This is a genomic window from Shinella zoogloeoides (genome assembly GCF_022682305.1).
Lineage (GTDB): Bacteria > Pseudomonadota > Alphaproteobacteria > Rhizobiales > Rhizobiaceae > Shinella > Shinella zoogloeoides_B.
The window spans coordinates 1,412,022-1,434,271 of the sequence record NZ_CP093528.1; the positions used below are offsets into that span (position 1 = coordinate 1,412,022).

Below are 22,250 nucleotides of genomic sequence, written 5' to 3' on the forward strand. Positions count from 1 at the left end.
ATGGGTAAGGCTAAAGCCGAACGTCGGCTGAAGGATAACGAGGCGCAGGCTATCGCGCGCACGATCCGCGTCAGCCCCCAGAAGCTCAACCTGCTTGCTGCGCTCATCCGCGGCAAGAAGGTCGACCGCGCTCTCGCCGAGCTTGAATTCTCGCGCAAGCGTAGCGCCGAGACCGTCAAGAAGACGCTTGAGTCCGCGATCGCCAACGCAGAGAACAACCACGACCTCGACGTCGATTCGCTGATCGTCGCTGAGGCCTATGTCGGCAAGTCGATCGTCATGAAGCGCTTTGCCGCTCGTGGCCGCGGCCGTGCATCGCGGATCGAGAAGCCTTTCTCGCATCTGACGATCGTCGTCCGTGAAGTCGAAGCCAAAGGGGAGGCCGCATAATGGGCCAGAAGATTAATCCGATCGGTTTCCGCCTCGGCATCAACCGTACCTGGGACAGCCGTTGGTTCGCCGACAACGCCGAATACGGCCAGCTGCTCCACGAAGACCTGAAGATCCGCGCTTTCGTCATGGAAGAGCTGAAGCAGGCCGGTATCGCCAAGGTCGTCATCGAGCGTCCGCACAAGAAGTGCCGCGTCACGATCCACTCGGCTCGCCCGGGTCTGATCATCGGCAAGAAGGGCGCGGACATCGAGAAGCTCCGCAAGAAGCTTTCCGAGATGACGAACTCCGAAACGCACCTCAACATCGTTGAAGTGCGCAAGCCGGAAGTCGACGCAACGCTGGTCGCTCAGTCGATCGCCCAGCAGCTCGAGCGCCGCGTGGCCTTCCGCCGTGCGATGAAGCGCGCCGTTCAGTCGGCCATGCGTCTTGGCGCCGAAGGCATCAAGATCACCTGCGCCGGCCGTCTCGGCGGTGCGGAAATCGCCCGTACGGAATGGTACCGCGAAGGTCGCGTTCCGCTTCACACGCTGCGTGCGGACATCGACTACGGTACGGCTGAAGCCGAAACCGCATTCGGCATCTGCGGCATCAAGGTCTGGATCTTCAAGGGCGAAATCCTTGAGCACGACCCGATGGCCTCTGAGCGTCGCGCCAGCGAAAGTGACAGCCAGGGTCCCGCAAGCCGTGAACGCGGCGATCGCGGCGACCGTCGTCGTGAAAACGCGTAACAGTCGCGTTTGGCAGCCAATATCGGAGAAGTAAAAAAATGTTGCAGCCAAAGCGTACCAAGTACCGCAAGCAGTTCAAGGGCCGCATCAAGGGTGTCGCCAAGGGCGGCTCCGAGCTCGCTTTCGGCGAGTTCGGCTTGAAGGCTCAGGAACCGAACCGCGTGAACGCTCGCGAGATCGAAGCGGCCCGCCGCGCGATCACCCGTTACATGAAGCGTGCCGGCCGTGTGTGGATCCGCGTGTTCCCCGACACCCCGGTTACCGCAAAGCCCACGGAAGTCCGCATGGGTAAGGGTAAGGGTTCGGTCGAATACTGGGCAGCCAAGGTCAAGCCCGGCCGTATGATGTTCGAGATCGACGGTGTTTCCGAGGAAATCGCGCGTGAAGCGCTTCGCCTCGGCTCGGCCAAGCTCTCGGTCAAGACGCGCTTCGTACAGCGCATTGCAGAGTAAGGAGCGAGCGCCATGAAAGCCGCAGACGTCAAGGCGCTGAGCGCCGACCAGCTCAACGAAGAGCTTGCCAAGCTGAAGAAAGAGCAGTTCAATCTGCGCTTCCAGAAGGCCACCGGCCAGCTTGAAAAGACCTCGCGTATCAACGAAGTCCGCAAGGACATCGCGCGCGTCAAGACCATTGCCCGCCAGAAGGCGGCAGAAGCCAAGGCCTAAGGACCAGAAAAATATGCCGAAACGCATTCTGCAGGGCACCGTAGTCAGCGACAAGAACGACAAGACCGTTGTCGTTCGCGTCGAGCGCCGCTTTGCCCATCCGCTGCTTCAGAAGACCGTTCGCCGGTCCAAGAAGTACAAGGCACATGACGAAACCAACCAGTACAAGGTCGGCGACGTCGTTTCCATCCAGGAATGTGCACCGATCTCCAAGGACAAGCGCTGGACCGTTGTAGCGGCCCAGGCTTAAATCATCAGAATTCGCGCCCGGCCCTTGCGTCTGGCGCGAAATCCTGTATGAAGCAGCGCAAGGACGCTCGGAATCACGAGCGTTCTTTTGCTTTGAGCGCACGGAAGGTCCATCGGCTCGCCGAAGTGGAAACCACCTTGGCAACACACCATCCCGCGCGAAAACATGAATTTCCATAAGCTGGAACAGGGGGCTAACACCCAACCGGTCCGGTAAAACAAGAAGGCGACCTGACATGATTCAGATGCAGACTAACCTCGACGTCGCGGATAATTCCGGCGCACGTCGTGTCATGTGCATCAAGGTGCTGGGCGGCTCCAAGCGCAAGTACGCTTCGGTCGGCGACATTATCGTCGTCTCGATCAAGGAAGCTATTCCGCGCGGCCGCGTGAAGAAGGGTGACGTGATGAAGGCGGTCGTCGTACGTACCGCCAAGGACATCCGTCGCGCCGACGGCAGCGTCATCCGTTTCGACAGCAACGCCGCTGTCCTGATCGACAACAAGAAAGAGCCGATCGGCACCCGTATCTTCGGACCGGTTCCGCGCGAACTTCGCGCCAAGAACCACATGAAGATCATCTCGCTGGCTCCCGAAGTACTGTAAGGAGCGATGGCTATGCAAAAGATTCGCAAGGGCGACAAAGTCGTCGTACTCACCGGCAAGGACAAGGGCCGCACCGGTGAAGTCGTTCAGGTAATGCCGAAGGAAGACCGCGCGGTCGTCAAGGGTATCAACCTGGTGAAGCGTCACCAGCGCCAGACCCAGACCCAGGAAGCCGGCATCATCACCAAGGAAGCTTCGATCCATCTGTCGAACATCGCGATCGCCGACCCCAAGGACGGCAAGCCGACCCGCGTCGGTTTCAAGGTCGAGGGCGACAAGAAGGTTCGTGTAGCAAAGCGTTCGGGAGTGTCGATCGATGGCTGACACCAAGTATGAGCCGCGCCTGAAGAAGGAATACGTCGAGCGTATCCGCAAGGCGCTTATGGAGCAGTTCTCCTTCGCCAACGAGATGCAGATCCCGCGCCTCGACAAGATCGTCATCAACATGGGCGTAGGCGAAGCCACGGCGGACTCCAAGAAGCCCACCGTTGCAGCTGCCGACCTCGCAGCGATCTCCGGCCAGAAGCCGGTCATCACGCGCGCTCGTAACTCCATCGCGGGCTTCAAGGTCCGTGAAGGCATGCCGATCGGCGCGAAGGTCACCCTGCGCGGCGCCCGCATGTACGAATTTCTGGATCGCCTCGTGAACATCGCGCTGCCCCGCGTACGCGACTTCCGTGGTCTGAACCCGAAGTCCTTCGATGGCCGTGGCAACTTCGCCATGGGTATCAAGGAGCACATTGTGTTCCCTGAGATCAACTACGACAAGGTTGATCAGATGTGGGGCATGGACATCATCGTTTGCACGACGGCAAAGACGGACGACGAAGCACGGGCTCTTCTGAAAGAGTTCAACTTCCCGTTCCGCGCCTGACCCGTAACGACAAGCGTAAAGAAGGATAACTGTTATGGCTAAAACCAGCGCAGTAGAAAAGAACAACCGTCGCCGCAAGCTTGTCGCCAGCCAGGCTTCCAAGCGCGCCGCTCTCAAGGCGGTCATCATGAACCAGTCTCTTCCGATCGAAGAGCGCTTCAAGGCAACCCTGAAGCTTGCCGAAATGCCGCGCAATGGCTCCAAGACCCGCATTCGCAACCGTTGCGAAGTCACGGGCCGTCCGCGCGCTTTCTATCGCAAACTCAAGATGTCGCGTATTGCGCTTCGCGAACTGGGCAATCTCGGCAAGGTGCCGGGTATCGTCAAGTCGAGCTGGTAAGGAGACGGGAACATGGCAATGACTGATCCCCTGGGCGATATGCTCACCCGTATCCGCAACGGCGCCGCTCGCCGCAAGTCCAGCGTTTCCACGCCGGCTTCCAAGCTGCGTGCACGCGTCCTGGACGTCCTTCAGGCTGAAGGCTACATCCGCGGATATTCGGAAGTCGAATTCGGCAACGGCAAGGCCGAGCTGAACATCGAACTCAAGTACTATGAAGGCGCATCGGTGATCCGCAAGATCGACCGCGTCTCCAAGCCGGGCCGCCGGGTCTATGTCTCGGTCAAGTCCATTCCGCAGGTCGCGAACGGCCTCGGCATCACCATCCTTTCGACCCCGAAGGGCGTGATGGCCGATCACCAGGCACGCGAACAGAACGTTGGTGGCGAGATTCTTTGCTCTGTCTTCTAAGACAGGGCACGGATCTCCATAACGAACAGACAGGATAAAACAATGTCTCGTATCGGTAAGAAGCCCGTTCCGGTTCCCGCTGGCGTCACCGCGACCGTTGACGGTCAGAAGGTCACCGCGAAGGGCCCGAAGGGCGAACTGTTCTTCGTCGCCAATGACGAAGTTTCGGTCAAGCTCGAAGACAACTCGGTTGTCGTTCAGCCGGTCAACCAGTCCAAGGATGCACGCTCGAAGTGGGGCATGTCCCGCACGATGATCGAAGGCATCTTCAAGGGCGTGAAGGACGGCTACGAGCGCAAGCTCGAAATCAACGGCGTCGGTTACCGCGCGTCGCTTCAGGGCAAGAACCTGCAGCTGGCACTCGGCTTTAGCCACGACGTCGTCTACCAGACGCCGGAAGGCATCACGATCGCTGTTCCGAAGCCGACCGAAATCATCGTGTCCGGCATCAGCAAGCAGCAGGTCGGCCAGGTCGCTGCGGAAATCCGCGAGTACCGTGGCCCCGAGCCTTACAAGGGCAAGGGCGTCAAGTACGCGGAAGAACGCATCGTCCGCAAGGAAGGCAAGAAGAAGTAAGGATCACGCGAAATGGCTAGCACTAAAGAAGCTCTCGTGCGCCGCGCCAACCGCGTGCGCCGTTCCATCAAGGCGGTCGCCAACGGCCGTCCGCGCCTGTCGGTTCATCGCTCGTCGAAGAACATCTACGTACAGGTCATCGACGACGTGGCCGGCAAGACCCTTGCCGCCGCCTCGACGCTCGACACCGATCTGCGCTCGTCGCTGAAGACGGGCGCCGACACGGCAGCAGCCGCTGCCGTCGGCAAGCTCATTGCCGAGCGCGCAGTCAAGGCCGGCGTCAAGGACGTCGTCTTCGACCGTGGCGCCTTCCTCTATCACGGCCGCGTCAAGGCTCTTGCCGACGCAGCCCGTGAAGGTGGTCTGAACTTCTGATCGATCGGTCGGGCGCGAAAGCGCCCGTCGACCAGCTCAGTAGGGTACTGGTCGCTTCCGTTCACAGAATGGAGGCGACTTTCGTCAATCTGCCGATTGCACCCGGAAAAGAAAAAGGAAAAGGACAATGGCACAGGAAAAGCGCGGTCGCGATGACCGCCAGAACCGCGAAGAGCGCGACAGCGAGTTTGTCGACAAGCTCGTCGCGATCAACCGCGTCGCGAAGGTCGTCAAGGGCGGCCGTCGTTTCGGTTTTGCAGCTCTCGTCGTCGTCGGCGACCAGAAGGGCCGCGTAGGCTTCGGCCATGGTAAGGCTCGTGAAGTTCCGGAAGCAATCCGGAAGGCCACCGAAGCCGCCAAGCGCGACCTCATCTTCGTTCCGCTGCGCTCCGGCCGCACGCTGCACCATGACGTGCACGGCCGCCACGGCGCCGGCAAGGTTCTGCTTCGTTCGGCCAAGGCCGGTACCGGTATCATCGCCGGTGGCCCGATGCGCGCCGTCTTCGAAACGCTCGGCGTTCATGACGTCGTCGCCAAGTCGACCGGTTCCTCGAACCCGTACAACATGATCCGTGCGACGTTCGACGCTCTCAAGAGCCAGATGCACCCGAAGGACATCGCAGCTCAGCGCGGCATGAAGTACGCCACGCTGCAGGCTCGTCGTCAGTCGGCTGGCGTTGCTGCTGAAGAATAAGGAGCACTGATCCATGGCTAAGAAAGAAACCGCCAAGAAGACGGTGACTGTCGAGCAGATCGGCAGCCCCATCCGCCGTCCGGCCATCCAGCGCGCCACGCTGGTCGGCCTGGGCCTGAACAAGATGCACCGGGTTCGCACGCTGGAAGACACTCCGTCTGTCCGCGGCATGATCCGTGCCGTCCAGCACCTCGTTCGCGTCGTCGAAGAGAAGTGAGGGGATAGATCATGAAGCTGAATGAAATCAAGGACAACGAAGGTTCCTCGAAGAGCCGTAAGCGCGTAGGTCGCGGTATCGGTTCGGGCAAGGGCAAGACCGGTGGTCGCGGCGTCAAGGGTCAGAAGGCCCGTTCGGGCGTCGCCATCAACGGCTTCGAAGGCGGTCAGATGCCCATCTACCGTCGCCTGCCGAAGCGCGGTTTCAACAACATCTTCGCGTCCGACTTCGTCATCGTTTCCCTGGACCGCGTCCAGAAGGCAATCGATGCCGGCAAGCTCGACGCCAAGGCGACTGTTGATGCGGCTGCTCTGAAGGCTGCCGGCGTCATCCGTCGCGAAAAGGATGGCGTGCGCATCCTCGCCGACGGCGAACTGAAGGCCAAGGTCGCCTTCGAAGTCGCCGGTGCCTCCAAGCCGGCGATCGAGAAGATCGAAAAGGCTGGCGGTTCGGTGAAGCTGCTGGTCGCAGCAGCGGAAGCCGCAGAATAATTCGACGAAATAGTCGCCCGGTGTGCTTCACACCGGGCGATTTTGCTCCCATATGTGAGCCTCACAACGACGGCCAGGATTCTTATCCCCGCTGTTGTCCGGACAAAAAACCAGGGTGAGGCCGGGATTGCTTGACAATCCGCGTTTCAACCGGTTTAGGCTCCATCCGCCCGATTTGCCGCACGGCAGAAGGGCACGACCAATTTCAGCATCGGCGTCGTCGGTCCGGGGAGGGCTGGCCGCAGGTGCCAACGGATCAGCCATTCCGGACCTGGCCGGGCTTCACCGCCGCCGGATCGGCTACGCGGAGAAATGCATGGCTTCGGCAGCGGAACAACTCGCCTCTAATCTCAACTTTTCGACTTTCGCCAAGGCGGAAGATCTGAAGAAGCGTCTCTGGTTCACGCTGGGCGCGCTGCTCGTCTATCGTCTCGGCACCTATATCCCGTTGCCGGGCCTCAATCCCGATGCCTTCGCCCAGGCCTTCCGCGGCCAGTCGGGCGGCATTCTCGGCCTCTTCAACATGTTCTCCGGCGGCGCCGTCGAGCGCATGGCGATCTTCGCGCTCGGCATCATGCCGTACATTTCCGCGTCGATCATCGTGCAGCTGATGACCTCCGTCGTTCCCTCACTGGAGCAGCTGAAGAAGGAAGGCGAGCAGGGCCGCAAGATCATCAACCAGTACACCCGCTACGGCACGGTGCTGCTCGGCACGCTGCAGGCCTACGGCATTGCCGTCGGTCTTGAGAGCGGGGCAGGGCTGGTCAACGATCCAGGCTGGTTCTTCCGCATCTCCACCGTCATCTCGCTGCTCGGCGGCACCATGTTCCTGATGTGGCTCGGTGAGCAGATCACCTCGCGCGGTATCGGCAACGGCATTTCGCTGATCATCTTCGCCGGCATTGTCGCCGCGCTTCCGAACGCGCTCGCCGGCACGCTGGAACTCGGCCGTACCGGCGCGCTTTCCATCGGCGTCATCATCGCCGTCGTCGTCATGGCTGTCGGCGTCATCGCGCTCATCGTCTTCGTGGAACGCGCCCAGCGCCGCCTTCTGATCCAGTATCCGAAGCGCCAGGTCGGCAACCGCATGTTCCAGGGCGATACCTCGCACCTGCCGCTGAAGCTCAACACCGCAGGCGTCATCCCGGCGATCTTCGCCTCGTCGCTGCTGCTGCTGCCGGCAACGCTGGCCGGCTTCTCCAACACTTCCGAGCTGCCGTCCTGGGCCACGTCCGCCATCGCGGCGCTCGGCCACGGCAGGCCGCTCTACATGGTGCTCTACGCCGCCATGATCGCCTTCTTCGCCTTCTTCTACACGGCCATCGTCTTCAATCCGAAGGACACGGCCGACAACCTGAAGAAGCACGGCGGCTTCATCCCCGGCATCCGCCCGGGCGAGCGCACCGCCGAGTATATCGACTACGTGCTGACCCGTATCACGGTCATCGGCGCGGCCTACCTGATGTTCGTCTGCATTCTTCCGGAAATCCTCATCGCGCAGACCGGCGTGCCGTTCTACCTTGGTGGTACGTCGCTTTTGATTGTTGTCAGCGTGACCCTGGATACTGTAGCACAGATACAGGGCCACCTGATCGCTCAGCAGTATGAGGGGCTGATCAAGAAGTCGAAGCTGCGTGGCGGAAAGAGGGGACGATGAGACTGATTTTTCTGGGACCGCCGGGCGCTGGCAAGGGGACTCAAGCCAAGCTCCTGACGGACAAGTACGGCATTCCGCAGCTTTCCACCGGTGACATGCTGCGGGCGGCCGTCGCCGCCGGCACGGATGTCGGCAAGCGCGCCAAGGCCGTCATGGACGCCGGCCAGCTCGTCTCCGACGCCATCGTCAACGAAATCGTTTCCGATCGCATCGATTCGCCGGACTGCGCGAAGGGCTTCATCCTCGACGGTTACCCGCGGACGGTTCCGCAGGCCGAGGCCCTCGACCAGATCCTCGCCGGCAAGGGTATCGCGCTCGATGCCGTCGTCGAGCTGAAGGTCGATGAGGACGCCCTGGTTCGCCGCATGGAGAATCGCGTGGCTGAAACGATCGCCGCCGGCGGTACGGTCCGCTCCGACGACAATCCGGAGGCCTTCAAGCGCCGGTTGACGGAATACCGCGAGAAGACCGCGCCGCTGTCGAAGTACTACGCTTCGACGGGCAAGCTCCAGACGGTCGACGGCATGGCCAATGTCGACAAGGTGACCGCGCAGATTGCGGGAATCCTCGAGAACGCCTGATATCAGGTTAAAAAGGACGGCCGGGGAGTTGACTTTTTCGGCCGATTCCCCTTAAGACAGCGCCAACTCGCGACATACCATTGCGATCGGCGCGGATTTCCAGAAACGAAGTCCGGGTTCGGTCGTTTTCGACATGTCCCGAACATCAGATTGAGCGACACGGCCTTGAGGCCGTTTCAAATGAAGAAAACCACTTGCCGGATGGCAACTGGAAGCAAGGAGAACAGGCGTGGCACGTATCGCTGGCGTCAACATCCCGACCGCAAAGCGCGTTGTCATCGCGCTCCGCTACATCCACGGGATCGGCCCGAAGTTTGCACAGGAAATCATCGAGAAGGTCGGTATTCCGGCTGATCGCCGCGTGCATCAGCTCACGGACGCAGAAATCCTGCAGATCCGCGAAGCCATCGACCGCGACTACCAGGTCGAAGGCGACCTGCGTCGCGAGACCTCGATGAACATCAAGCGTCTCATGGACCTCGGCTGCTACCGCGGCCTGCGTCATCGCCGTAGCCTCCCGGTTCGCGGCCAGCGCACGCACACGAACGCCCGTACCCGCAAGGGTCCGGCCAAGGCCATCGCAGGCAAGAAGAAGTAATTTCCCGGAAACGGGGAACGGGAGGCTGGCGCTTCGCGCCGGCCTCTTTTGAGTTTCGAGCGGGGCCTTGTGTTTCATCAAGGGTCCCGGTCGGTGGAGCTGCTGGTGCTACGGCAGTGACGATATCGCCGCAGACGAAAGCCCTCGGGCCTGTCTGCAAATACTGTTCAGGGCAGGGGTTTCGTCCCGGCCCGGTGGAGCCGCTGGAATTACGGCGGTGTCGAGATCAACGAAAGGACTATCCATGGCCAAGGAAGCCGCACGCGTCCGCCGTCGCGAACGCAAGAACATCACCTCGGGTGTTGCTCACGTCAATTCTTCGTTCAACAACACGATGATCACCATCACCGACGCACAGGGCAACGCGATTGCCTGGTCGTCCGCCGGTGCAAAGGGCTTCAAGGGTTCGCGCAAGTCGACCCCGTTCGCTGCCCAGATCGCTGCTGAAGACTGCGCCAAGAAGGCCCAGGAACACGGCATGAAGTCGCTGGAAGTCGAAGTCTGCGGTCCGGGTTCCGGCCGTGAATCGGCTCTGCGCGCCCTCCAGGCTGCCGGCTTCATGATCACGTCCATTCGCGACGTGACCCCGATCCCGCACAACGGTTGCCGTCCGCGCAAGAAGCGCCGCGTCTGATCATCGACTTCAAACGACCGTGGAGGCCAGCCGGCTTCCGCGGTTCTTCGGGGCTCGGCCGTCACGATTGGATGGTGGCGGCGAACGGAAGGCAAAACATATGATCCAGAAAAACTGGCAGGAACTGATCAAGCCGAACAAGGTGGAATTCACCTCCTCGGGCCGCACCAAGGCAAGCCTTGTTGCCGAGCCGCTGGAGCGTGGCTTCGGCCTGACGCTCGGCAACGCGCTGCGTCGCGTGCTCCTGTCGTCGCTGCGCGGTGCGGCTGTTACCGCCGTGCAGATCGACGGCGTCCTGCACGAGTTCTCCTCCATCCCGGGCGTCCGGGAAGATGTGACGGACATCGTGCTTAACATCAAGGAAATCGCCATCAAGATGGATGGCGACGATTCCAAGCGCATGGTCGTGCGCAAGCAGGGTCCGGGCGTCGTAACGGCTGGTGACATCCAGACGGTCGGCGACATCGAGATCCTGAACCCCGACCACGTGATCTGCACCCTCGACGAGGGCGCGGAAATCCGCATGGAGTTCACGGTCAACAACGGCAAGGGTTACGTCCCGGCCGACCGCAACCGTTCCGAAGACGCGCCGATCGGCCTCATCCCGGTCGACAGCCTCTACTCGCCGGTCAAGAAAGTGTCCTACAAGGTGGAAAACACCCGTGAAGGCCAGGTTCTCGACTACGACAAGCTGACGATGACCATCGAAACCGACGGTTCCGTCACCGGCGAAGATGCGATCGCGTTCGCGGCCCGCATTCTCCAGGACCAGCTCTCGGTCTTCGTCAACTTCGACGAACCGCAGAAGGAAGCCGAGGAAGAATCGGTCACGGAACTGGCGTTCAACCCGGCGCTCCTCAAGAAGGTCGACGAACTGGAACTTTCCGTCCGTTCGGCGAACTGCCTGAAGAACGACAACATCGTCTACATCGGCGATCTCATTCAGAAGACCGAAGCCGAAATGCTTCGCACTCCGAATTTTGGTCGCAAGTCGCTCAACGAGATCAAGGAAGTTCTCGCTTCCATGGGCCTGCACCTCGGCATGGAAGTGCCCGCATGGCCGCCGGAGAACATCGAAGATCTCGCCAAGCGCTACGAAGACCAATACTAACCATCAAACGGCAGGCTACCTGCCTGCATGTGAAGGAGAACCGAGATGCGCCACCAGAATTCCGGTCGCAAACTCAACCGTACCGCCAGCCACCGCAAGGCGATGTTCGCCAACATGGCTGCCTCGCTCATCCAGCATGAGCAGATCGTAACGACGCTTCCGAAGGCGAAGGAAATCCGCCCGATCGTCGAGAAGCTCGTCACCCTCGGCAAGCGCGGCGACCTGCACGCTCGCCGCCAGGCGATCTCGCAGATCCGCGACGTTGCCGTCGTTTCGAAGCTCTTCGACGCGATCGCAACCCGCTATGCCAACCGTAACGGCGGCTACCTGCGCATCATGAAGGCCGGCTTCCGCCATGGCGACAACGCCCCGCTCGCCGTCATCGAGTTCGTCGACCGCGACGTCGATGCCAAGGGCGCAGCCGACAAGGCCCGCGTTGCCGCTGAAGCAGCCGCTGCCGAAGCTGCCTGATACGACAAGCATTCTTGCGAATGCCATGAAGCCGGGCGCATCAGCGTCCGGCTTTTTTGTTGCCCGGAATGTGGAACAAGAACTTGGAAACCATGTCCCTAGGCATTGTTTTTAGCCCTCGGCTCTAGAATTCGATCGAGATTTAATCGAGTTCGAGTGATGGGCGAGAATTTTGCGTTCCTGCTGCCGGTGGTCCTTACGCTGTTCGGCCTGGTCTTCCTGGTCGTCGGGCGCTTCGGCAATCGCGCCGCCCTGTTCTGGGGCGCTGGCTATCTTTGCGCTACCTTCGGCTTTCTGGTTCCGCTCGCGGAAACCGTCCTACCCATTCCTCTCGTGGCCCTTTCGGCGGACGCCGCGTTTCTCTCCGCTTTCTTTCTCTACAGCCATGCTCTGGCCATGCATTTCGAAGGGCCGCGGCGTGTTGCCCTTCGTGCGGGCGTGGCCGCCGTCGCCTATGCCTGTGCCGGCGCCGCGGTTCTCATCGGCCAGAGCCTGCGCGTCGAGCTCTTCGTCAACGATATCGCCTGCGGCCTCCTTCTGACGATCGCCGTCGTCTCCGTTCGGCGGCGCGCCGGCTCGTGGATGGACCGTGCGCTCCTTTGCGCGGTGATGTTCGTCGTGCTGGAGGTGAGCGTTCGCACCGTTGTCTTCTTCGTCATGACGCGCGGCGTCGCCATGGGTGAATTCATCGGTTCGACCTACGCCTATGTCATGCAGATCACGGCTACGATCGGTGCGCTGGTCATGGCGCTGGCGGCGCTCGCATCGGTCGCTCTGCGGATCGTCGAGCGGCATCGCAAGGCCGCCGAGGAGGATCCGCTGACCGGCCTCCTCAATCGTCGCGGCTTCGAGCAGCTCGTAAGCCGGAACGGAAGTGCGCGCGGTGGAGAGGCCGCCATCATCGTGGGCGATATCGACTGGTTCAAGTCGATCAACGATCGGTTCGGCCATGCGGCGGGGGATGCGGCGATCCGAGAGGTCGCGGCGGTGCTCGGCGCGCTTTCCTGGCCGGAGCTGGCCGTCGCCCGGTTCGGCGGCGAGGAATTCATCGCCTACCTGCCGAACTGCCGCCTTCAGGACGCCCATACCCTGGCCAATACGGTGCGCATCGCCATTTCGGAACGCGATCTGGGCGGAATCGGTATCGACCGCTCGATAACCGCAAGCTTCGGGGTCGCCGTGACGGCGGCCGGGGATCACACGATCCACGACGCCATCAGCCGCGCCGACCGGCTGCTCTACCTCGCGAAAAGCAGCGGCCGCAACCGGGTCGTCAGCAGCCCGGCCGATATCCCCGCGCAATCCGGCCCGAAATTCTTCGTCGTGTGAAGGCTGCTATGGCGAGAGCCTATGCGGAGCGCGCCTCGCCGCGGACGTCTGCGCCATTTGGCCGACCGCGTTTCTTTCCGCGCGTCATCGGGCGGATCAGACGATAGGCGAGAAGCAGGGCCACCAGCGCGATATAGGTCCAAGGCTCGACCCCTACCACCTTCACCGACATGGCGAAATGCAACGCTCCGGCCGCCGCGATGAGGTAGATCAACCGATGCAGCTTCACCCAGCGCGGCCCCAGCCGGCGGATCGACCAGCCATTGGACGTCAGCGCCAGCGGGAGCAGCATCACGAAGGCGGCCATGCCGATGGTGATGAAGGGGCGCTTTGCGATATCGGCAAGGATGGCGGCGAAGTTCAGGTACTGGTCGAGCACCATATAGGTGAGGAAATGCATCAGCACGTACCAGAAGGCCAAAAGGCCGAGGGCGCGGCGGTAGCGGATCCAGTTGATGCCGAAGAGATCGCGCAACGGCGTGATCGCCAGCGTCGCCACAAGGAAGCGCAGCGCCCACAGGCCGAGGAGATGCTCGAATTCCTTGACCGGATTGCCGGGCAGCCGGCCCGTAGCGCCCAGCCAGAAGCCGTAGGCGGCAGGCAGCAGGCCGATGGTGTAGAGCAGCCAGATCGACGCCGCATGGTATTTGCGGGGCAGGGCGGGCAGGGATGCCATCAGTAGTTCGCCCGCAGGTCCATGCCGGAATAGAGGCCGGCGACCTCGTCCGCATAGCCGTTAAACGGTAGCGTCGGCCGGCGGTTGGCGCCGAAGAAACCGCCTTCGCCGATGCGGTTCTCGCTCGCCTGGCTCCAGCGCGGATGATCCACCTCCGGATTGACGTTGGCGTAGAAGCCGTATTCCCCGGGGGCGGAGAGGTTCCAGGTGGATGGCGGCTGCTTGTCGGTGAGCGTGATCCTGACAATCGACTTGATGCCCTTGAAGCCGTATTTCCACGGAACGACAAGGCGGATCGGTGCGCCGTTCTGGTTGGGCAATGTCTTGCCGTAGACACCGACGGCGAAGATCGCCAGCGGATGGCGGGCCTCGTCGAGCCGCAGGCCCTCCACATAGGGCCAGGGCAGGGACTGGAAATAGCCGGACTGGCCGGGCATCTCCTCCGGCCGCACGACGGTCTCGAAGGCGACATATTTCGCATCGCCCAGTGGCTCCACCTTGTCGAGCAGCGCGGCGAGTGGAAAGCCGACCCAGGGAACGACCATCGACCAGGCTTCCACGCAGCGCATGCGGTAGACCCGGTCCTCGAGCGGCATGGCGAGCAGTTCCTCCAGCCCGAATTCCTTCGGCTTGCCGACAAGACCGTCGACCTTCACGGTCCAGGGCGTCGGCTTGAATTTTTCCGAGTTGGCCAGTGGATCGCCCTTGCCCATGCCGAATTCATAGAAGTTGTTGTAGCCGGTCACATCCTTTTCCGGCGTCAGCGCCTCGTCGACGGTGTACGGGCTTTTCGATGCCTTCAGCGCCTCCGCGAAGGCCGGTGTTCCGAAGGCGGCCAGCGCCCCGCCGGCGGCCGTGGCGAGAAACGAGCGGCGACTGAAGAAACAGCGCTCCGGCGTGATCTGCGATGCGGCGATGCGGGGCGGGCGGTAGAGGGACATGGCGGGACTCGATCCGTTCGGTTGCTTGCCTGATCAGTAGGTAAAGAAGACCTGTGTTGTTTCAACGGCCGGACCGTTTTCCCGGCGACCACTTTTTCGTGCGCGCTGCGTGAGCCGGCGCGAGCGAAAGACCGCGCGGTTTGCCTTTTTTCCTGCGAAATCCTATCTGATCGTTACGCAGAAACGAAGGAGACTCGTCCATGCCGAAAGTCCGCATCCTGCTTGCCGCCCCACTTGCCGCCGCCCTTGCGCTGGCGGCGCCCGCCACGGCTCAGGACCGCACCGTGCCGCAGTCGCATACCGAGATGCAGCTCTCCTTCGCCCCACTCGTCAAGCAGGTCGAGAACGCTGTCGTGAATGTCTATGCCGAGCGCGTGGTGGAGCGTCGCTCGATCTTCGAGGGCGATCCCTTCTTCGAGGAGTTCTTCGGCCAGCGCATGCCCAATCGCAGCGAGAAGCAGTCCTCGCTCGGCTCGGGCGTGATCGTCGGCGCCACGGGTATCGTCGTGACGAACAACCACGTCATCGAAGGGGCCAGCGATATCAAGGTGGCGCTGGCGGACGGCCGCGAATATGAAAGCACCGTCGTGCTGAAGGACGAGCGCGTCGACCTGGCCGTGCTGAAGATCAAGGTGAGCAAGGCGGACACCGCGTTCACGGCGCTGCCGCTCGGCGACAGCGACGCGGTCGAGGTCGGCGACCTCGTGCTAGCCATCGGCAATCCCTTCGGCGTCGGCCAGACGGTGACGAGCGGCATCGTCTCGGCGCTCGCCCGCAACCAGGTGCGCTCGGGCGATTTCGGCTTCTTCATCCAGACCGACGCCTCGATCAATCCCGGCAATTCCGGCGGCGGCCTCATCAACATGAACGGCGAGCTGATCGGTATCAACACCGCCATCTTCTCGCGCGGCGGCGGCTCCAACGGCGTTGGCTTCGCCATTCCCGCCAATCTCGTGAAGACCTTCGTCGCAAGCGCCGAAAACGGCAGCGCCACCTTCGACCGTCCCTTCGTCGGCGCGACCTTCGATGCCGTGACGTCGGAAGTCGCCGAAGCGCTCGGCCTCGACCGCGCGCGTGGCGCGCTCATCTCCCGGGTGCAGCCGGGCAGCCCGGCGGAGAAGGCGGGCATGAAGCCCGGCCAGGTCGTGACTGCCGTCAACGGCATTGCCGTCGAGCATCCCGATGCGCTCGGCTATCGCCTCACCACGGTCGGCATCGGCGGCACGGCGCGCATCACGGTCATTGCCGACGGCAAGGAGAAGGAACTGACGCTTTCCCTCGACCGCGCACCCGAAACGACGCCGCGCGACGAGCGGCTGATCGAGGGTCGCAATCCCTTTTCCGGCGCGGTGGTCGCCAATCTCTCGCCGCGCGTCGCCGAAGAGCTGCGCATGCCGACCAACGGCACGACAAGCGGCGTGGTGGTGACCGAGGTCAATCGCGGCTCGCCCGCTGCCCGCATCGGTCTCCAGCCGCGCGATATCGTCATCGAACTGAACGGCACGGCGGTCACCTCCACCGAAACGCTCGCCTCGCTCGTCGGCGAGGACCCGTCGATCTGGCGCGTCGAGATCGAACGCGACGGCCAGCGTATCCGCCAGTTCTTCCGATGAGCGACCTTTTCGCCCCGCGTGAACCGGAGGAGATGGCGGCAAAACGGCCCCTGGCCGACCGCCTGCGCCCCCGCACGCTGGGCGAGGTCACCGGTCAGGCGCACCTGACCGGGCCGGACGGCGTTCTTTCGCGCATGATCGAGGCCGGCTCGCTCGGCTCGATGATCTTCTGGGGACCGCCCGGCACCGGAAAGACGACCGTCGCGCGGCTGCTCTCCGGTGAGACGGGGCTGGCTTTCGAGCAGATTTCCGCGATCTTCTCCGGCGTCGCCGATCTGAAGAAGGTTTTCGAAGCGGCCCGCCAGCGCCGCATGGGCGGCCGCCAGACCTTGCTCTTCGTCGATGAGATCCATCGCTTCAACCGCGCCCAGCAGGACAGTTTCCTGCCCGTCATGGAGGACGGCACCATCGTGCTGGTCGGCGCCACGACGGAAAACCCGTCCTTCGAGCTGAATGCCGCTCTTCTCTCTCGCGCCCGGGTGCTGACGTTCAAGCCGCATGACGAGGAGAGCCTTGAGGAGCTTCTGAAGCGTGCGGAGGCCGTCGAGGAAAAGCCGCTTCCTCTCGACGAGGAGGCGCGCGCCTCGCTGTTGCGCATGGCGGATGGCGATGGGCGGGCGGTGCTGACGCTGGCCGAGGAGGTGTGGCGGGCGGCGCGCGCCGGCGAGACCTTCGGGCAGGACGACCTCTTCCGCATCGTGCAGCGCCGCGCACCAGTTTACGACAAGTCGCAGGACGGGCACTACAACCTCATTTCCGCCCTGCACAAGGCGGTGCGCGGTTCTGATCCCGACGCGGCGCTCTACTATCTCACGCGTATGCTGGATGCCGGCGAGGATCCGCTGTTCCTGTGCCGCCGTATGGTGCGCATGGCGGTCGAGGACATCGGCCTTGCCGATCCGCAGGCGCTGGTCGTCTGCAACGCGGCCAAGGACGCCTATGATTTCCTCGGCTCGCCGGAAGGGGAACTGGCGCTGGCGCAGGCCTGCGTCTATATCGCCACGGCTCCGAAATCCAACGCGGTCTACACGGCCTATAAATCCGCCATGCGCGCGGCCAAGGAGAACGGTTCGCTGCTACCCCCCAGGCATATCCTCAATGCGCCGACAAAGCTGATGAAGGGGGAAGGATACGGCGAGGGCTATCGCTACGACCACGACGAGCCGGACGCCTTTTCCGGCCAGGATTATTTCCCCGAGAAGATGGGGCGTCGCACCTTCTACGATCCGCCGGAACGCGGTTTCGAACGGGAACTGCGCAAGCGGCTGGAATGGTGGGCGAAGCTACGGCGGGAGCGCGGCTGAGGTCAGGCGGCGCCGAAGCGCGGGGCGGGCTTCTGCGGGGCCTGCGGCACCATCTTGATCGAGGATTCCGCCTTGCCGGCATGGCCCTCCATGTCCACCACCACATGCCAATGGCCGCTTTTCGGGATCTGCAGCCGGATCGGCGACTGCTTCGCAACGCCGCCGAGGAACTTGTGCTGGCGCGCATTCTTGAAGAGGTCGAAATTGGCATGGGTCATCAGCCGGACATTGGCGATAGCCGAAAGCGTGATCTCGATCACCGTGCCGCTGCGCTGCATGTCGAGATCGTAGTGCGTATAGGGAAAGCTGTGCGCCATGAACTGTCCGGATTATCTGGTGTTTCGCTAATACGATGGCATGGGCCGGTTAACGTTCCCTTCTTTCGGCATTAGCAATAGCTGCATTCTTTCAATGTGTTGCTTGAAAAAGCGGAATCGATCCGGCAGCGTCTTGATTCATGGTCGCAGGTTCGCCGAGCCAAGCCGGTCAGAGCGATTCCGTCCAGGCCCGCACGGCTCCCGCCATGGTGGCGAGGTGGTCGGCGGCGGAAAAGCCGGAAACGCTCTTGCGCGGCTTCAGGTCGTGGTCGCCGTCCTCCAGCCAGAGGAAGCGAATGCGTTCCGGCAGGCCGTAGCCCGGCACCTCATCGTGGGTGCCGAAGGGGTCGCGTGTGCCCTGGCAGATCAGGGTGGGAACCGACAGCGTCATCAGGTGCGCGGTCCGTAGCTGCGTCGGCTTTTCCGGCGGATGGAACGGGTAGCCGAGGCAAAGGAGGCCGGCGACGCTGCCTTCCGCATGGAGCGCGTCGGCAACCATGCTGGCGACGCGTCCGCCCATGGACTTGCCGCCGATGACGAGCTTGCCGCTCGCCTTGAGGGAGGCGACGGCCGCGCGGAACTCCGGGTTCAGCGTCTCGGCTTTCGGCGGCGGCCTGCGGCTGCCGTCCGTCCGCCGCGCGGCCATGTAGGAGAACTCGAAGCGGGCGACGCGCAGGCCTTCGCGGGCAAGCGCAGCGGCGGCGGCGTCCATGGCGGGCGAATCCATCGGCGCGCCGCTGCCATGGGCAAGCAGCAGGGTGACGGGTGCGTCCTGCGGGCCTGTGAAGAGGAAGGGTGGATTCATGCCTGCCCTGTTTCAGTCGTCGTTGACGTCGCCCGGTGCGATGGGGTCGCTGGCGGGAAAGGTTTCCTTCAGGGCCTCGTCGAGATAGGCATCCTGCTCAGCCTTGGGGCTTTTCTCTTTCCTGCTGGCCCGTTCCTTTTCCAGCGAGGCCTTCGGGCTGTTCTTGTCCGTCGCCATCGTCTTCTCCCTGTATCGATCCCGCTCAATATAGGGCGCTTCTCGGCCGAAGCGAGAGCTTTACGTCTGTGGCAGCGTGAGTTCGGCGATAACCGGCAGGTGGTTCGATCCGAAATAGGGACCGACCCGGCGTTCGTGCAGCAGGATATCGGGGGAGACCGCGATATGGTCTATCGACGCGCCGATATAGGCGAAGGTGTCGAGCCGCATCGAGAAGCGGGTGACCGGCTGCAGCCAGCCGCCGGCCGTGGAGGTCAGGCCCGCCTGCTTGAGGAAGCCGCGGAAGAAGGGCGACCATGTCGGCGTGTTCCAGTCGCCCGCGACGATGACCGGCGCCTTTTCGAGGTCGCCCTTTACCGCGTCGGCGGCGGCGGCCAGATAGGCGTTGCGGTCGCGCCATTGCCAGAGCCGGCGCGGCGTTTCCGGATGAAGGGCATAGAGGAAGAGCGGGCGTCCGTTGAGGTCGAGTTCGAGCCGGAGCGGCTGCTTGTGGGCATATTCCTCGGTGAAGGCGCGCTGCAGCGTGGTTTCCGCACGGATGGGCAGCGTCGAGAACACTTGAAGGTTTTCGCGCTCACGGCTCTCTGCGCTGCTTTCATAGGGGTAGAGTCCGGAAGCGGAAATGGCTTGCGCCCAGTCGGCCCTGGTCTCCTGCAAGACGACGATGTCCGGTTTTTCCAGGCGTAGCAGGTCGATGAAGACGGCAGGGTCCTCCGCGTTCTCCACGAAGAGATTGGCGGTGAGTACCTTCAGGCCGGCTCCCGCCGTGGCGGAGCGGGCCGTCGGCACATCGAGGGCCGGGATGGCCGCGATGGCGAGGCCGGCAAGAGCGATCACGATGGCCTTCACACGTCGCGTCAACAGCGCCGCGAGCACAAGGAACACGCCGGCCGCTCCCACATAGGGCCAGGCGAAGGTGAGGAGATCGACCAGCCAGAACCGGTCGGCGGCCAGCACGACGATGCTGACGGCGAAGAGATAGGCGATGACGCCCGGCAGGACGAGGACGCGATAGGCGAGGTCGAGCGGTCCCCGGCGGCGGTCTGTCGGCATCGGCTGTTCCTTCTGCTGTGCGGGAATGCGGGCCGGATCGATTCCCGTAGCGGGAGACCTGCATGTACCGCGCACATGCCGATGCTGCAATGACGGTCGGGGAGAGGAAGCGTCGGGAGGGAGCTTGCCCTGTTCAGAGCGCGTCCAGATTGATGCCGATGGTGATCGCCCCGATCACCGCGCCGGTCTTCGGGTCCCTGATGGGAAGGCTTGCCTGCGACTGCATGAGCTGGGTCGACTCGTCCCGCCCTGCTTCCTCGATGTAGAGGATGCTGCCCTCGAAGCTCTTCTGCCATTTCGCCTCGTCACCCTGCCAGTAGTCGGAGGTGACGTCGCTCTGGCCGACATTGAGACCGCGATTGTCCATGACGAAGATTTCGGTGATCACGCCCTCGGCCGCGCGCTGGCGGTCCTTGAGGTAGAGCGAGAGGGGATTGGAAAGCTGGGCATCGATCATCGGGCGCGTCGGACTGGAAAGCTCTGCCTGCCAGCGGGCATCGAGCATCTCGATGCCGGCCTTGCCGAGCCTGGCATGGGCGCCGTTCTGCGCGAGGATCGCATTGATGATCGCCGGCTCGTCCAGCCAGGGCCGGACATTGGCCTCGATATAGTCCGCAACGGCTGCGGTGCGGATATCCGTCTCGGCTCCGGCGGGGCTGAAGAGAAGGGCGGCGGCGATGAGGGCCGCCGGGAATATCCGCCTTCCATGCTGCATGAATGCCTGTCCTCCCCGGCAACGACGATGCGTGGATAAGGAGTATCTTTTATACGGATTGCGGAAAGATTAAGCCGGTGGATGCGGTTCCGCGTCCACCGGCCTGAATGACCGTCAAATCAATGCATTGCCGCGCGGCCTTGACTCACTTTCGAGCCTTGGCCGATCAGGTTCGGGCGCCCTTGGCGATCGGCTCCTGATAGGTGAAGCCCATGTCCCACGGGAAGTAAATCCAGGTGTCCTGGCTGACCTCGGTGACGAAGGTGTCGACCAGAGGACGGCCCTTCGGCTTGGCGTAGACGGCGGCGAAATGCGCCTTCGGCAGCATGGCGCGCACCTGCGCGGCGGTCTTGCCGGTGTCCGTGAGGTCGTCGACGATGAGGATGCCTTCGCCACCATGCTGGGTGAGTTCCGGCGAGATGCCCTTCAGGACATGCATGTCGCCCTGCGAGACATAGTCATGATACGAGGCGACGCAGACCGTCTCGATCAGGCGGATGTTGAGTTCGCGGGAGATGACGGCGGCCGGCACGAGACCGCCGCGGGTGATGCAGACGATCGCCTTCCACTCGCGGTCGCCATCCGCCAGCCGCCAGGCGAGCGCGCGCGCATCGCGGTGAAACTGGTCCCAGGATACGGGGAAGGCTTTGTCGGGCAGCGACATGACAGGCTCCTGATAGGCGGAAAAAGAAGATTCCTTCTCTCTACTGCAAGTCGCCGGTCAAGGAAATCGTCGCCCGGCCACAGAAGCCGGGCGATCCACAGGCAAGTCCGTCTCAGCGTGACATCAGCACCGGCACGCGCGCGTCGCGCATCATGGCGCTTGTGACGCCGCCGAAGAGGCGCTGGCGCAGCCGCGAATGGCTGTAGGCGCCCATGACAATGAGGCCGGCATCGATTTCCGTTGCTCGACGGTTCAGCGTTTCTGCGACCGAATGGCCGCTGGAGGTCCCCGAGGTGACGGTGGCGTTCACGCCGTGGCGGGCGAGCGTCGCGGCAAGCTCCGCCCCGCTGAAATCGCGCGACTGCATCGCGGTTTCCGGTGGGTCGACGGCGAAGATCTCGACGTCCTTCGCGGCGGTCAGGAACGGCAGGGCGTCGAAGACCGCGCGCGCCGCCTCCCGCGAGCCGTTCCAGGCGACGAGCGCGCGGTCGACCGGCTCGGGACCGGCCGGCGCATTGGAGACGAGATAGACGGGCCGCCCGCTCTCGTAGAGAAGATCCTCGATGTCCTCCCGCGCAGGGCCGTCGAGATCCGGGTCGAACTGGCCGGCAATGACGATATCCGCGCCGCGCGCGCTGTCGATGACGCCCGCCGAGGCATAGCCGGCGGTGCCGGTGAAGAGCCGCCATTCATAGGAAATGTCGTCGCGCGCGCAGCGCGAGCGGAATGCCTGTTCGACCTCCCGGGACTGTTGCTGGGCGCGCTCCTGCAATTCGAGCACGGCGTTCGGATCGGGATATTCCATGGGCGCGATGAGCGTGACCACGACCGGGGATTCCGCGTGGATGCCGATGATATGGCCGCCGGTCCGGCGCGCGAGGGCGAGCGCGTGATCGGTTACCTTGCCGGCGTCTTCCGCGGCGCTCAGCACTGCCACGATGGTCTTGTAGGTCATTTGGGCCTCCTGTCGGGTTCACACGAAACCT

33 protein-coding genes are annotated in these 22,250 nt (G+C 63.0%); 24 read left to right on the forward strand and 9 right to left on the reverse strand.

Translation table 11 applies throughout. The annotated features are described in order from the left end of the window. The 22 genes from rplV (at window position 1) to MOE34_RS07320 (ending at window position 12,999) form a co-directional block, all read left to right on the forward strand. Window positions 1–390, forward strand: coding sequence for a 50S ribosomal protein L22 (gene rplV, locus MOE34_RS07215; RefSeq protein ID WP_023514179.1), 390 nt, complete (start codon window positions 1–3; stop codon window positions 388–390). Continuing rightward, window positions 390–1,121, forward strand: a complete 732-nt coding sequence (gene rpsC, locus MOE34_RS07220) for a 30S ribosomal protein S3 (protein WP_117372289.1) — start codon at window positions 390–392, stop codon at window positions 1,119–1,121. Before rplV ends, rpsC begins: the two co-directional genes overlap by 1 nt. 38 nt (window positions 1,122–1,159) lie before the next feature. Beyond that, window positions 1,160–1,573, forward strand: a complete 414-nt coding sequence (gene rplP, locus MOE34_RS07225; protein WP_119258428.1) for a 50S ribosomal protein L16 — start codon at window positions 1,160–1,162, stop codon at window positions 1,571–1,573. A 12-nt stretch (window positions 1,574–1,585) separates the two neighbouring features. Further along, window positions 1,586–1,786 carry a 50S ribosomal protein L29 gene (gene rpmC / locus MOE34_RS07230; protein ID WP_024270441.1) on the forward strand — a complete coding sequence of 67 codons (201 nt, stop codon included), beginning with the start codon at window positions 1,586–1,588 and terminating at the stop codon, window positions 1,784–1,786. A 13-nt stretch (window positions 1,787–1,799) separates the two neighbouring features. Further along, on the forward strand, window positions 1,800–2,036 hold the full coding sequence (gene rpsQ, locus MOE34_RS07235) for a 30S ribosomal protein S17 (RefSeq protein WP_117372292.1): 237 nt from the start codon (window positions 1,800–1,802) through the stop codon (window positions 2,034–2,036). A 235-nt stretch (window positions 2,037–2,271) separates the two neighbouring features. Beyond that, entirely contained in the window at window positions 2,272–2,640 is a 369-nt protein-coding gene (rplN, locus tag MOE34_RS07240) for a 50S ribosomal protein L14 (RefSeq protein WP_119258425.1), read from the forward strand. Between the two features lie 12 nt (window positions 2,641–2,652). Next, a complete protein-coding gene (rplX, locus tag MOE34_RS07245) occupies window positions 2,653–2,964 on the forward strand; it encodes a 50S ribosomal protein L24 (protein ID WP_024270443.1) in 312 nt (103 codons plus the stop codon). Further along, the gene (gene rplE, locus MOE34_RS07250) at window positions 2,957–3,514 is read left to right on the forward strand and encodes a 50S ribosomal protein L5 (RefSeq protein ID WP_242222492.1); all 558 of its coding nucleotides are present in this window, start codon (window positions 2,957–2,959) and stop codon (window positions 3,512–3,514) included. Before rplX ends, rplE begins: the two co-directional genes overlap by 8 nt. Before the next feature lie 34 nt (window positions 3,515–3,548). Then, window positions 3,549–3,854: a 30S ribosomal protein S14 gene (gene rpsN / locus MOE34_RS07255; protein WP_119258423.1), complete on the forward strand. Its 306-nt coding sequence runs from the start codon at window positions 3,549–3,551 to the stop codon at window positions 3,852–3,854. A gap of 12 nt (window positions 3,855–3,866) precedes the next feature. Next, window positions 3,867–4,265, forward strand: coding sequence for a 30S ribosomal protein S8 (gene rpsH / locus MOE34_RS07260; RefSeq protein WP_064329860.1), 399 nt, complete (start codon window positions 3,867–3,869; stop codon window positions 4,263–4,265). Between the two features lie 42 nt (window positions 4,266–4,307). Next, window positions 4,308–4,841, forward strand: coding sequence for a 50S ribosomal protein L6 (gene rplF, locus MOE34_RS07265; protein WP_242222494.1), 534 nt, complete (start codon window positions 4,308–4,310; stop codon window positions 4,839–4,841). A 12-nt stretch (window positions 4,842–4,853) separates the two neighbouring features. After that, window positions 4,854–5,216 (forward strand): 50S ribosomal protein L18, encoded by a 363-nt coding sequence (rplR, locus tag MOE34_RS07270; RefSeq protein ID WP_119258421.1) that lies wholly within the window; start codon window positions 4,854–4,856, stop codon window positions 5,214–5,216. A gap of 127 nt (window positions 5,217–5,343) precedes the next feature. Continuing rightward, on the forward strand, window positions 5,344–5,910 hold the full coding sequence (gene rpsE, locus MOE34_RS07275) for a 30S ribosomal protein S5 (RefSeq protein ID WP_119258420.1): 567 nt from the start codon (window positions 5,344–5,346) through the stop codon (window positions 5,908–5,910). 13 nt (window positions 5,911–5,923) lie between these two features. Beyond that, the gene (gene rpmD, locus MOE34_RS07280) at window positions 5,924–6,127 is read left to right on the forward strand and encodes a 50S ribosomal protein L30 (protein ID WP_064329863.1); all 204 of its coding nucleotides are present in this window, start codon (window positions 5,924–5,926) and stop codon (window positions 6,125–6,127) included. Window positions 6,128–6,138: 11 nt separating this feature from the next. Next, window positions 6,139–6,618 (forward strand): 50S ribosomal protein L15, encoded by a 480-nt coding sequence (rplO, locus tag MOE34_RS07285; RefSeq protein ID WP_160784676.1) that lies wholly within the window; start codon window positions 6,139–6,141, stop codon window positions 6,616–6,618. 316 nt (window positions 6,619–6,934) lie between these two features. Beyond that, the gene (gene secY / locus MOE34_RS07290) at window positions 6,935–8,275 is read left to right on the forward strand and encodes a preprotein translocase subunit SecY (RefSeq protein WP_242222496.1); all 1,341 of its coding nucleotides are present in this window, start codon (window positions 6,935–6,937) and stop codon (window positions 8,273–8,275) included. Beyond that, window positions 8,272–8,856, forward strand: a complete 585-nt coding sequence (locus MOE34_RS07295) for an adenylate kinase (RefSeq protein WP_242222498.1) — start codon at window positions 8,272–8,274, stop codon at window positions 8,854–8,856. Before secY ends, MOE34_RS07295 begins: the two co-directional genes overlap by 4 nt. 229 nt (window positions 8,857–9,085) lie before the next feature. Continuing rightward, entirely contained in the window at window positions 9,086–9,454 is a 369-nt protein-coding gene (gene rpsM / locus MOE34_RS07300) for a 30S ribosomal protein S13 (protein ID WP_119258415.1), read from the forward strand. Between the two features lie 244 nt (window positions 9,455–9,698). After that, complete coding sequence (rpsK, locus tag MOE34_RS07305) at window positions 9,699–10,088, forward strand: 30S ribosomal protein S11 (RefSeq protein ID WP_023513823.1); 390 nt, start codon at window positions 9,699–9,701, stop codon at window positions 10,086–10,088. 100 nt (window positions 10,089–10,188) lie between these two features. After that, window positions 10,189–11,199, forward strand: a complete 1,011-nt coding sequence (locus MOE34_RS07310) for a DNA-directed RNA polymerase subunit alpha (RefSeq protein ID WP_119258414.1) — start codon at window positions 10,189–10,191, stop codon at window positions 11,197–11,199. A 45-nt stretch (window positions 11,200–11,244) separates the two neighbouring features. After that, entirely contained in the window at window positions 11,245–11,670 is a 426-nt protein-coding gene (rplQ, locus tag MOE34_RS07315) for a 50S ribosomal protein L17 (protein WP_242222500.1), read from the forward strand. A 159-nt stretch (window positions 11,671–11,829) separates the two neighbouring features. Next, entirely contained in the window at window positions 11,830–12,999 is a 1,170-nt protein-coding gene (locus MOE34_RS07320; RefSeq protein WP_242222502.1) for a GGDEF domain-containing protein, read from the forward strand. Window positions 13,000–13,018: 19 nt separating this feature from the next. Here the strand turns inward: MOE34_RS07320 and msrQ are convergent, their stop codons facing one another. Together msrQ and msrP are read right to left on the reverse strand one after the other, a co-directional pair. Continuing rightward, entirely contained in the window at window positions 13,019–13,675 is a 657-nt protein-coding gene (gene msrQ, locus MOE34_RS07325) for a protein-methionine-sulfoxide reductase heme-binding subunit MsrQ (protein WP_242222505.1), read from the reverse strand. Further along, window positions 13,675–14,616 carry a protein-methionine-sulfoxide reductase catalytic subunit MsrP gene (gene msrP, locus MOE34_RS07330; protein ID WP_242222506.1) on the reverse strand — a complete coding sequence of 314 codons (942 nt, stop codon included), beginning with the start codon at window positions 14,614–14,616 and terminating at the stop codon, window positions 13,675–13,677. The genes msrQ and msrP overlap by 1 nt, the downstream gene beginning before the upstream one ends. Before the next feature lie 200 nt (window positions 14,617–14,816). Between msrP and MOE34_RS07335 the strand changes: the two genes are divergently transcribed. Both MOE34_RS07335 and MOE34_RS07340 read left to right on the forward strand, forming a co-directional pair. Next, window positions 14,817–16,229: a DegQ family serine endoprotease gene (locus tag MOE34_RS07335; protein WP_242222508.1), complete on the forward strand. Its 1,413-nt coding sequence runs from the start codon at window positions 14,817–14,819 to the stop codon at window positions 16,227–16,229. Further along, window positions 16,226–17,533: a replication-associated recombination protein A gene (locus tag MOE34_RS07340; RefSeq protein WP_242222510.1), complete on the forward strand. Its 1,308-nt coding sequence runs from the start codon at window positions 16,226–16,228 to the stop codon at window positions 17,531–17,533. The genes MOE34_RS07335 and MOE34_RS07340 overlap by 4 nt, the downstream gene beginning before the upstream one ends. 2 nt (window positions 17,534–17,535) lie before the next feature. Here the strand turns inward: MOE34_RS07340 and MOE34_RS07345 are convergent, their stop codons facing one another. From MOE34_RS07345 to MOE34_RS07375, 7 genes are all read right to left on the reverse strand, one after another. After that, window positions 17,536–17,850, reverse strand: a complete 315-nt coding sequence (locus MOE34_RS07345; protein WP_242222511.1) for a DUF1883 domain-containing protein — start codon at window positions 17,848–17,850, stop codon at window positions 17,536–17,538. 169 nt (window positions 17,851–18,019) lie between these two features. Beyond that, window positions 18,020–18,655 carry an alpha/beta hydrolase family protein gene (locus MOE34_RS07350; RefSeq protein WP_242222512.1) on the reverse strand — a complete coding sequence of 212 codons (636 nt, stop codon included), beginning with the start codon at window positions 18,653–18,655 and terminating at the stop codon, window positions 18,020–18,022. A gap of 12 nt (window positions 18,656–18,667) precedes the next feature. Beyond that, window positions 18,668–18,832 (reverse strand): hypothetical protein, encoded by a 165-nt coding sequence (locus tag MOE34_RS07355; RefSeq protein WP_242222514.1) that lies wholly within the window; start codon window positions 18,830–18,832, stop codon window positions 18,668–18,670. A 60-nt stretch (window positions 18,833–18,892) separates the two neighbouring features. Further along, window positions 18,893–19,885 (reverse strand): endonuclease/exonuclease/phosphatase family protein, encoded by a 993-nt coding sequence (locus MOE34_RS07360; RefSeq protein ID WP_242222516.1) that lies wholly within the window; start codon window positions 19,883–19,885, stop codon window positions 18,893–18,895. A gap of 133 nt (window positions 19,886–20,018) precedes the next feature. After that, window positions 20,019–20,600, reverse strand: coding sequence for a hypothetical protein (locus MOE34_RS07365; protein ID WP_242222519.1), 582 nt, complete (start codon window positions 20,598–20,600; stop codon window positions 20,019–20,021). Between the two features lie 166 nt (window positions 20,601–20,766). Beyond that, window positions 20,767–21,264: a xanthine phosphoribosyltransferase gene (gpt, locus tag MOE34_RS07370; protein WP_242222522.1), complete on the reverse strand. Its 498-nt coding sequence runs from the start codon at window positions 21,262–21,264 to the stop codon at window positions 20,767–20,769. Between the two features lie 112 nt (window positions 21,265–21,376). Continuing rightward, entirely contained in the window at window positions 21,377–22,219 is an 843-nt protein-coding gene (locus MOE34_RS07375) for a universal stress protein (RefSeq protein WP_242222524.1), read from the reverse strand. Between the last annotated feature and the right edge of the window lie 31 nt (window positions 22,220–22,250).

Coding starts and splice junctions, on each gene's coding strand:
- rpsC (WP_117372289.1), top strand. CDS start 390: ATGGGCCAGAAGATTAATCCGATCGGTTTCCGCCTCGGCATCAACCGT.
- rpsE (WP_119258420.1), top strand. CDS start 5,344: ATGGCACAGGAAAAGCGCGGTCGCGATGACCGCCAGAACCGCGAAGAG.
- rplN (WP_119258425.1), top strand. CDS start 2,272: ATGATTCAGATGCAGACTAACCTCGACGTCGCGGATAATTCCGGCGCA.
- MOE34_RS07350 (WP_242222512.1), bottom strand. CDS start 18,655: ATGAATCCACCCTTCCTCTTCACAGGCCCGCAGGACGCACCCGTCACC.
- MOE34_RS07360 (WP_242222516.1), bottom strand. CDS start 19,885: ATGCCGACAGACCGCCGCCGGGGACCGCTCGACCTCGCCTATCGCGTC.
- rplV (WP_023514179.1), top strand. CDS start 1: ATGGGTAAGGCTAAAGCCGAACGTCGGCTGAAGGATAACGAGGCGCAG.
- rpmC (WP_024270441.1), top strand. CDS start 1,586: ATGAAAGCCGCAGACGTCAAGGCGCTGAGCGCCGACCAGCTCAACGAA.
- rpsK (WP_023513823.1), top strand. CDS start 9,699: ATGGCCAAGGAAGCCGCACGCGTCCGCCGTCGCGAACGCAAGAACATC.
- rpsQ (WP_117372292.1), top strand. CDS start 1,800: ATGCCGAAACGCATTCTGCAGGGCACCGTAGTCAGCGACAAGAACGAC.
- rpsN (WP_119258423.1), top strand. CDS start 3,549: ATGGCTAAAACCAGCGCAGTAGAAAAGAACAACCGTCGCCGCAAGCTT.
- MOE34_RS07375 (WP_242222524.1), bottom strand. CDS start 22,219: ATGACCTACAAGACCATCGTGGCAGTGCTGAGCGCCGCGGAAGACGCC.
- rplE (WP_242222492.1), top strand. CDS start 2,957: ATGGCTGACACCAAGTATGAGCCGCGCCTGAAGAAGGAATACGTCGAG.
- rplR (WP_119258421.1), top strand. CDS start 4,854: ATGGCTAGCACTAAAGAAGCTCTCGTGCGCCGCGCCAACCGCGTGCGC.
- msrQ (WP_242222505.1), bottom strand. CDS start 13,675: ATGGCATCCCTGCCCGCCCTGCCCCGCAAATACCATGCGGCGTCGATC.
- MOE34_RS07295 (WP_242222498.1), top strand. CDS start 8,272: ATGAGACTGATTTTTCTGGGACCGCCGGGCGCTGGCAAGGGGACTCAA.
- rpsH (WP_064329860.1), top strand. CDS start 3,867: ATGGCAATGACTGATCCCCTGGGCGATATGCTCACCCGTATCCGCAAC.
- MOE34_RS07365 (WP_242222519.1), bottom strand. CDS start 20,600: ATGCAGCATGGAAGGCGGATATTCCCGGCGGCCCTCATCGCCGCCGCC.
- rplO (WP_160784676.1), top strand. CDS start 6,139: ATGAAGCTGAATGAAATCAAGGACAACGAAGGTTCCTCGAAGAGCCGT.
- rplQ (WP_242222500.1), top strand. CDS start 11,245: ATGCGCCACCAGAATTCCGGTCGCAAACTCAACCGTACCGCCAGCCAC.
- MOE34_RS07320 (WP_242222502.1), top strand. CDS start 11,830: ATGGGCGAGAATTTTGCGTTCCTGCTGCCGGTGGTCCTTACGCTGTTC.
- MOE34_RS07310 (WP_119258414.1), top strand. CDS start 10,189: ATGATCCAGAAAAACTGGCAGGAACTGATCAAGCCGAACAAGGTGGAA.
- MOE34_RS07340 (WP_242222510.1), top strand. CDS start 16,226: ATGAGCGACCTTTTCGCCCCGCGTGAACCGGAGGAGATGGCGGCAAAA.
- msrP (WP_242222506.1), bottom strand. CDS start 14,616: ATGTCCCTCTACCGCCCGCCCCGCATCGCCGCATCGCAGATCACGCCG.
- rplX (WP_024270443.1), top strand. CDS start 2,653: ATGCAAAAGATTCGCAAGGGCGACAAAGTCGTCGTACTCACCGGCAAG.
- gpt (WP_242222522.1), bottom strand. CDS start 21,264: ATGTCGCTGCCCGACAAAGCCTTCCCCGTATCCTGGGACCAGTTTCAC.
- MOE34_RS07355 (WP_242222514.1), bottom strand. CDS start 18,832: ATGGCGACGGACAAGAACAGCCCGAAGGCCTCGCTGGAAAAGGAACGG.
- rpmD (WP_064329863.1), top strand. CDS start 5,924: ATGGCTAAGAAAGAAACCGCCAAGAAGACGGTGACTGTCGAGCAGATC.
- MOE34_RS07345 (WP_242222511.1), bottom strand. CDS start 17,850: ATGGCGCACAGCTTTCCCTATACGCACTACGATCTCGACATGCAGCGC.
- secY (WP_242222496.1), top strand. CDS start 6,935: ATGGCTTCGGCAGCGGAACAACTCGCCTCTAATCTCAACTTTTCGACT.
- rplP (WP_119258428.1), top strand. CDS start 1,160: ATGTTGCAGCCAAAGCGTACCAAGTACCGCAAGCAGTTCAAGGGCCGC.
- rplF (WP_242222494.1), top strand. CDS start 4,308: ATGTCTCGTATCGGTAAGAAGCCCGTTCCGGTTCCCGCTGGCGTCACC.
- MOE34_RS07335 (WP_242222508.1), top strand. CDS start 14,817: ATGCCGAAAGTCCGCATCCTGCTTGCCGCCCCACTTGCCGCCGCCCTT.